Below are 7,422 nucleotides of genomic sequence, written 5' to 3'. Positions count from 1 at the left end.
GAAAATCAAAGACGCTATTCAACAAAAAATATGTGGACTGGAATCCTGTTTGGTTTAGGAGTCGTTGCCTTTATAGATGAGGTGGTTTTCCATCAGATCTTACATTGGCATCATTTCTATGATAAATCTACCACAGATATTGGTTTAGTATCAGATGGGTTATTCCATGCATTTAGCTTCTTTGCTACTGTGGGCTCGGCTTTTTTAATGGCAGATCTTCATCGACGCCAGGCTTTTTGGCCAAAGAGGTGGCTAGGTGGTATCTTTCTAGGAGCCGGAGTTTTTCAGCTATATGATGGTACGATTCAGCATAAGCTAATGGGTTTACATCAAATTCGTTATAATGTCGATATTCTCCCGTATGACTTAGTTTGGAATATAACTGCAATTTTAATGATTATCGTTGGTTTGGTTCTTTTAAAACAAACGAGTACAAAGAGTAGAGGTGAATAGGGTTGCATCATCACCAACATCACCAAGATGAAAGTAGTTTAAATATTGATTTTGTTGAACTACTACTAAGTGCTCCATTTATAATCATGCTTTTTTTATACTTAATAGCCGTATATATGTCTAATAAAAGTAAGCGAAAATGGCCAAAATATAGAACGCTATTATGGATAATAGGAATTTTTTTAGCAATTATATCTGTAGCAGGACCTCTCGCACAGCAAGCACATACAGACTTTGTAGTTCACATGGTTGGTCATTTGCTTTTAGGAATGCTAGCACCCCTACTTTTAGCATTAGCAGCACCAATGACACTATTTCTTAGGGCTTTGCCAGTCAAAACCTCGCGAAGTATTACTAGAATACTTCGAACTAGATTTATTCACTTTTTTCAAAACCCAATCGTTGCATCTATATTAAATGTCGGTGGACTTTGGTTGTTATATACCACACCTTTATTTGAAATGATGCATGAAAATAGTTTGCTTTATATCTTCATTCATATACACATTTTTCTAGCCGGCTACCTTTTTACAATCTCCATTATATATATTGACCCAACACCTCATAGAAAGAGTTATATATATAGATCAGTGGTTTTTTTATTTGCTCTAGCGGGTCATGCCATCCTTTCCAAATATATTTATGCAAACCCTCCAATTGGTGTTTCCAAAACAGAAGCAGAAATGGGAGGGATGATTATGTATTACGGTGGGGACGCTATTGAGATAGGATTAATTATTATTCTTTTTTACCAATGGTTCAAACAAACCTGTCCTAAAGCTGAGATTATTAATCCTACACCTATCAATAGAAAAGAGGAGCTTATATGAAGGAGAATAATGCAAAATATACCGTTGCAGGCACTAATATTGAGGAAGTTAAAAGGCAAAATGCAAATTCTGGGTTAACTTATAATGAGTTAAACGAATTGATAGCTAAACAGTTAAAGGATAAGGAAATAAATAGTCAAAAATCAACTTAAAAGAAAGGACTGTGGTTTTGAAATGTACTTCAAAGCATTTCTCATTAAGTTTATTATGACAACAGCCGTCATTTGGATCGTACTAGGTTATTATGGGGTAGAATTATTAAATATTTTTATTACAAGCATTGCGTTAACTATTTTAGGCTTTATAGGTGATATCTTTTTAATGCCAAAGATCGGTAACATGCTTGCAACCTTTGGTGATTTCATACTAGCGCTTGCAGTAGTTTGGCTAATAGGTACTTACTTATTCGACCCTTCCGTCCCTGTAGGAAGAGCTGCATTTATTATTTCTCTTATCTTGATAATTGGGGAAATGTACTTGCATCAATATATAAAATTGCACATTTTCGAACCAAGAGTAACAAATCCAAGCGATAAAGCAGGTTATTATCAAAGAACTGATACACAATTGGAATTCGCAAAAGCTTTTAAAGAAGAGGATTTTAAGGGAAAATAAAAAAATGTATATTTTCTCGTTTATAGCCCATTCTAATACGGTAGAAGGGAGGTAAATAAAATGTCAAACAACAACAACAATAACAACAGCCGTAACAACATCAACCGCAATAACAATAACAACAATAACAACAACAACGAATTCGGTGAGGAATTCAACTTTGAAAACCTAAACAACAATAATAACAACAATAACAATGACAGAAACAACCGTAATAACAACCGTAACAACAATAACAACAACAATAACAATAACAACAACGTTAATAACAATAACCTGTAACTTATAGGTTAAAAAGGCAACTTTAGCTTATAGGTAAAGTTGCCTTTTGTTTGAAAAAAATGAAGAGGTGGTATCTAAAGGTTAAGAAACGGGGGAATGGACTGTGATAAGTAAGTTAAAAGAGTTAGATGTAGAAAAAGCATACGTAACTTTTATGTTCCCATTCGCCTTTTATGAAAAACAGAGACAGAAAATGATGGAAACACTAGAAAGGCATCATTTTGAATTTTTTAAACTAAAGAACAAATCACTTCAAGCTGGTTATTATGGAACAGGAGTAAAGGTTCGACATGAACAACTAAGTCAATTTTTTTTACCATATATAGAAGATAAACTTTTCCCCCAAACAACAAAAAATAGGGGGTTTTTAAGATACTCAAAAGAAATAAATGAGGAATTTACATGGGAATTCAAAGAACAAAAAAGTAGCTTTGTTATTAATAGTGTAGATATTACTCTCTGTCCTTTTGGTATTGGGTTAATAACAATTCGAACGTTAAAGGAAGGGCAAGAAAACTTATCAGAGTTCTTGCATTTTGTTTCTCACTTTAGAGTATTAGAACCTAAACTGGAGGAAGAACAGGGGGTCAGAATCTATAATGATTCCAATACCTTTGAAACAACCAATCAATTAGTATTGGATCATTTATGTCCATCCATTAAGCAGTTTATTATTAGGAATGAACATTTAGAGGGGTATTATGGTAGTCTTCCTTTTTTTGAGGATGCAAGAATGATGTCCTCTATTTATCTGGTGACTAAAAAAGATCAAGAAATTTTAGAGGAGCATTTGTATCGGGTTGCACAGGTTGATGGTAAAGTGGACGGAAATCCATATATATCTAGCACTAACCCTGAGTACATTGAGCAATTTGTAGAGAAACGATTACATAATCGATGGGCTCCTTTTACATATACTATTACCTCTGAGAATGTTCAGGCAACTGTTACAAAAATAGACGAGAAAGCTTCACCAAATAGCATCTCTGATTTTATGGGAACGATGTATTATAACTTATTGTTGCATTACTACTATAAGATAATGCTATTAAAACTCTCATTTGAGCATAGTGAGGTAAGCTGGTCTAAGGACAAAGAGTACGTGAGAGAGCTTATGGAGCTTATTTCTAAATTTTATTCAAGATACTACTTTGGTCAGGTTTCTCCAAGGCAAGAAGGGAAGGAGCTTACCCATTTACTTCGAGAAGCATTTAACCTAAACCATCTCTTTATTGAAGTTAAAAAGACACTAGATGATTTGTATCGTGCCCAAGCTAACCAAACAAGCACACGTCATAACATGCTTTTGTTTATGCTGACAGTCTATACGACCATTTCCGGTATCTATGGGATGAACTTGGTAATAGAGGATTGGAAGGGATTCACGGACTGGTCTAAGGTACCTGGATACTCATTCTTTGAATGGATATCCCTTGTGACTGCACTAAGTGGAATTGGATTGGCTATTGCGCTACTTGTAAGTACAGGCGGCAAAGGGTTGGCGAACAGATATAGAAAGTGGAAAAGAGAACGTACAGATTAATCCCCTAGTAGGGGATTTTTTTGTATAAGAAGATATTTTTATATTGTCTACTTTATGTTGATAAAGTGCTAGATTATAGGATAATAATAGTTACAAGAAAAATGAAAAAATGGGGTAACGTTGTGAATTCTGAAAAAACATCTAAATCAATTGTATTACCGTTAATAGTTTCTATTGTAGCGATTTCATTTGCAGCAATTTTTGTGAAATGGTCCAATGCACCAGCAACTATCTTAAGTATGTATCGAATGATCCTAGCTAGCTTATTGCTTTTGCCGATTGTCTGGATAAAAAGAAACGAATTTAAAAGAATTTCAAAAAGAGAATGGTACCTTTTGTTCTTCTCCGGAATGTTCTTAGCCTTGCATTTTGCTCTCTGGTTTGGCTCTTTGAAGCTAACTACTGTAGCAAGCTCAACGATAATACTAGCGCTCCAGCCAATTATTGCCTTAATTGGTGGAATGATTTTATTTAAAGAAAGAACTACTGCTAGTGCCCTGCTTACTATGGGTATTGCAGTTGTAGGTGCTGTTATGGTGGGCTGGGGAGATTTTGGCCTTAGTAAAAGTGCCATATTAGGAGATATTCTTTCATTTTTAAGTGTTATTGCAGTGGTAGGTTATTTACTAATTGGTCAAAGTGCTGTAAAGAAAGTGTCTCATTGGATTTATAGTTTCTGTGTATTTGGTTTTGCTGCAGTCGCTTTGATTCTTTATAATGTTGTCACTTCGGTTCAGTTGACAGGCTATGATGCCAAGGAATGGGGGATTTTTGTTTTATTGGCTGTCGTTCCTACCATTTCACATCTCATAAATAACTGGCTTCTTAATTACGTAAATGCTACGACCATTTCTATGAGTATTCTTGGAGAGCCTGTTGGAGCAACGATTTTAGCTGTCATTATTCTGGGTGAACGTATAGTTGCTTGGCAAATTATTGGTGGTCTTATAGTTTTAATCGGGGTATTCTTTTTCCTTATGCAACAAATCAGCGGATATAAGAAAATAAGCAAAGCAAAGGTAGGGTGAGTTTAGATGAATAGAGCGGCAATGCTAAAAATGACATTGTCCATGGCCATTTTTGGATCGATTGGTTTTTTTACAGGAAAAACTGGTATTCCTGCTATAGAGTTAGTGTTTGTTCGCTGTATTTTTGCCACTCTTTTCCTTGGTACACTATGGTTGATTACTGGTCAACATAAGAAAGAAACGTGGAAAAAAAGAGAACTGCTTCAAACTCTTCTATGCGGTGTATTCTTAGTTCTAAATTGGGTGTTCCTTTTCAAGGCTTTTGAAGTCACATCGATTACGATTGCGATTACTATATATAATTTGGCACCGATCATTGTTTTGTTACTTGGAACCTTATTTTTGAAGGAGAGGATGACATGGACATCTCTTATTGCTATACTAGTATGCTTTCTTGGAAGTGTTCTGATTGTAGGTATTAATACCACTCAATCCCTATCAGCGTTTCTAGGCTCTGGCTTTTTATGGGCCCTTCTAGCTGCATTTTGCTATGCGATGACTATGCTTCTTGGAAAAGGTGTTAACCAGTTAAGTGCTTATGCAATGACCTTTGTCCAAACCACAATTGGAATTGTAATACTACTTCCGTTTCTTCAACTTAATGTATTTCAAGGATTAACTATGGAAAACTGGCTATACATAATTGGTACGGGCTTAATACATACAGGTTTTGTCTATTATTTATTTTTTGATAGTCTTAGAAAGTTAACTGCTGTGGTAATTTCCGCATTAGTATTTGTTGACCCAGTCGTCGCTATATTACTAGATACATGGATATTAGATTTCCGCCCAACACCTATGCAAGTTTTAGGGATTTTAATGGTTTTTGGAGGAATTATTTATACACTTATTAAATCTAATAAGAGAGAGCCTAATGAATCACAGGAGATGTAAACCAAAAAGGTAGTACTGACTATGCTAAGTCAATACTACCTTTTTTATTTAGCTTTTGAGACTTCGTTTACGAATAGGCGCCAGAATAAGGGTAGTAACGGTGATTAAAGCTGCTATAACTACTGCAGAATAGAAGAGCCCTCCGTAGCCATTTTGTGCAGCTATTGTAGTTACTTGGTCAATACTTTTTAATATAGTTTGAAGTAATATTGGATCTTGTATTTGGTCTAATAATCGTGCCATAGTTTCCTGGGAAATAATTTCCCCAGAGGAGGACACCTGTTGGGAAAGGTTTTGAAACTCCTGGAGGCCTGCCTCACTAATGTTTGCTTCCTCGATGTTTTGTTGTAATATTTTTGGGAAATTATTTTGGAAAATGGTTGGTATTTCGTTAAATCCTCTTGTAATAAATCCGGCATAAATAGTTGGAGCGATGGTCATACCGATTTGTCTACTTAAAGAGAGAGTTGCCAATGCAGTGCCCTTGTCGGTATTTAGTTTTTCGGTTGCTAATATATTTAAAGGCGCCCCAAGAATTATACCCATTCCGAATCCAGCTACTGAAGAAGCGAGAATGAAATGCCATTTAGCTTCAATCCAAGTAGGAAACAATAGAAAACCAATGGCAGACACAATACCAGATAGAAGTACGGCTAAAATTGGTCCTTTTTTATCAACTAACACACCACCCATCGCAGCTCCTAACCCAGCTGCTAATGCAAGAGGTGTCATCCAATACCCAGCGTTTTCTTGGGCTATCCCAAGCACTTGCTCAGAAAAGGCAGGGATAAAAATCATACCTGCTAATAGAGCTCCTGAAAACATACCGATTAACAAGGTTAATAAGTATGACGATTTGGATAGCAAACGAAATGGAAGGATGGGATCACCACCACGTTTTTCTAAACGACTTTCATGGAATAATAATAGGAGTAAAAGAACAATCCCTGCTAATATATATCCATATACCTCTAACTCCAGTAGGCTCTTAAAGAAGTTGACTCCTTCAATATTAGTCAACCCATACATAATTCCTAGAATAGACAAGGAAAGTAAAACAATTCCTAGTAAATCCAGTTTTCCAACTGCTGCATCCTTTGTTTCTTCTAGTTTTAAAAAACCAAGTATAACAAGAGCGATTGCAATAGGTATATTAATGAGAAATAAGAAATGCCAACTTCCTGTAAGATCTAACAACACACTACCAAGATTGGGTCCTAATACTGCTGCAATACCATTCATCCCCCCCAGCATACCTAAAGCCTTGCCTTGTTTTTCTACCGGCAGAGTGCTTAAAATATGAGAGCTTCCGATGATGAATATACCGCCTCCACCTAGAGCTTGTATGAAACGGGCGATTAAATAAAAAGTGAAGTTAGGACTTAAGGCAACTAGCAAGGAGCCAATCCCAAAAATGGCAATCTCCACAATGAAAAGTCGCTTGCGACCATAACGATCAGAGAGCTTTCCTACTATTGGCACGCTGATTGCAAGACCGAGAGTGTAGAGTGTTATTCCCCACGCCCCCCAGTTCGCATTAACCTCAAAAGAACTATTGATGGTTGTAAGAGCAGCACTGATAATCCCGTTATCAAGAGCAGCCATAAAAACACCAATAGAAAATAATGCTATTGCCCATGTTTGAGAAGTGTTTTTTTCCGCCATACCATGACCCCCACTCTTCCTAATAGATGTCTAAATTTATTTATACAATATTTTACATTAGCGTTTTGTTTTTGGATAGCCTAAATCATATAGATATAGGTCCAAAAATGCT

The 7,422-nt window shown here is 35.9% G+C and carries 8 protein-coding genes; 7 read left to right on the top strand and 1 reads right to left on the bottom strand.

All coding sequences use genetic code 11. From position 1 onward, the window contains the following. Nucleotides 1-30 precede the first annotated feature (30 nt). The 7 genes from AC06OU_RS01190 to AC06OU_RS01160 all read left to right on the top strand — a co-directional run bounded on the left by AC06OU_RS01190 (nucleotide 31) and on the right by AC06OU_RS01160 (nucleotide 5,645). Nucleotides 31-453 carry a DUF2243 domain-containing protein gene (locus AC06OU_RS01190; RefSeq protein ID WP_475853504.1) on the top strand — a complete coding sequence of 141 codons (423 nt, stop codon included), beginning with the start codon at nucleotides 31-33 and terminating at the stop codon, nucleotides 451-453. A 2-nt stretch (nucleotides 454-455) separates the two neighbouring features. Next, the gene (locus AC06OU_RS01185; RefSeq protein ID WP_475853502.1) at nucleotides 456-1,283 is read left to right on the top strand and encodes a cytochrome c oxidase assembly protein; all 828 of its coding nucleotides are present in this window, start codon (nucleotides 456-458) and stop codon (nucleotides 1,281-1,283) included. Continuing rightward, complete coding sequence (locus AC06OU_RS01180; protein ID WP_475853501.1) at nucleotides 1,280-1,435, top strand: hypothetical protein; 156 nt, start codon at nucleotides 1,280-1,282, stop codon at nucleotides 1,433-1,435. The genes AC06OU_RS01185 and AC06OU_RS01180 overlap by 4 nt, the downstream gene beginning before the upstream one ends. Before the next feature lie 22 nt (nucleotides 1,436-1,457). Further along, nucleotides 1,458-1,898, top strand: a complete 441-nt coding sequence (locus AC06OU_RS01175; RefSeq protein ID WP_475853500.1) for a DUF2512 family protein — start codon at nucleotides 1,458-1,460, stop codon at nucleotides 1,896-1,898. A 385-nt stretch (nucleotides 1,899-2,283) separates the two neighbouring features. Further along, entirely contained in the window at nucleotides 2,284-3,723 is a 1,440-nt protein-coding gene (locus AC06OU_RS01170; RefSeq protein ID WP_475853499.1) for a hypothetical protein, read from the top strand. Nucleotides 3,724-3,845: 122 nt separating this feature from the next. After that, nucleotides 3,846-4,751, top strand: coding sequence for a DMT family transporter (locus tag AC06OU_RS01165; protein ID WP_475853498.1), 906 nt, complete (start codon nucleotides 3,846-3,848; stop codon nucleotides 4,749-4,751). Between the two features lie 6 nt (nucleotides 4,752-4,757). Next, nucleotides 4,758-5,645: a DMT family transporter gene (locus AC06OU_RS01160; protein WP_475853497.1), complete on the top strand. Its 888-nt coding sequence runs from the start codon at nucleotides 4,758-4,760 to the stop codon at nucleotides 5,643-5,645. A 48-nt stretch (nucleotides 5,646-5,693) separates the two neighbouring features. Here AC06OU_RS01160 and AC06OU_RS01155 read toward each other — a convergent pair whose 3' ends face one another. Next, nucleotides 5,694-7,310 carry an MFS transporter gene (locus AC06OU_RS01155; protein ID WP_475853496.1) on the bottom strand — a complete coding sequence of 539 codons (1,617 nt, stop codon included), beginning with the start codon at nucleotides 7,308-7,310 and terminating at the stop codon, nucleotides 5,694-5,696. Between the last annotated feature and the right edge of the window lie 112 nt (nucleotides 7,311-7,422).

The organism is Psychrobacillus sp., from assembly GCF_056205495.1.
This window is presented reverse-complemented; position numbering and strand designations above follow the sequence as displayed.

Bases quoted from the DNA above. Each gene is read 5' to 3' on its own strand.
- AC06OU_RS01155 (WP_475853496.1), bottom strand. From the start codon at position 7,310: ATGGCGGAAAAAAACACTTCTCAAACATGGGCAATAGCATTATTTTCT.
- AC06OU_RS01175 (WP_475853500.1), top strand. From the start codon at position 1,458: ATGTACTTCAAAGCATTTCTCATTAAGTTTATTATGACAACAGCCGTC.
- AC06OU_RS01190 (WP_475853504.1), top strand. From the start codon at position 31: ATGTGGACTGGAATCCTGTTTGGTTTAGGAGTCGTTGCCTTTATAGAT.
- AC06OU_RS01160 (WP_475853497.1), top strand. From the start codon at position 4,758: ATGAATAGAGCGGCAATGCTAAAAATGACATTGTCCATGGCCATTTTT.
- AC06OU_RS01180 (WP_475853501.1), top strand. From the start codon at position 1,280: ATGAAGGAGAATAATGCAAAATATACCGTTGCAGGCACTAATATTGAG.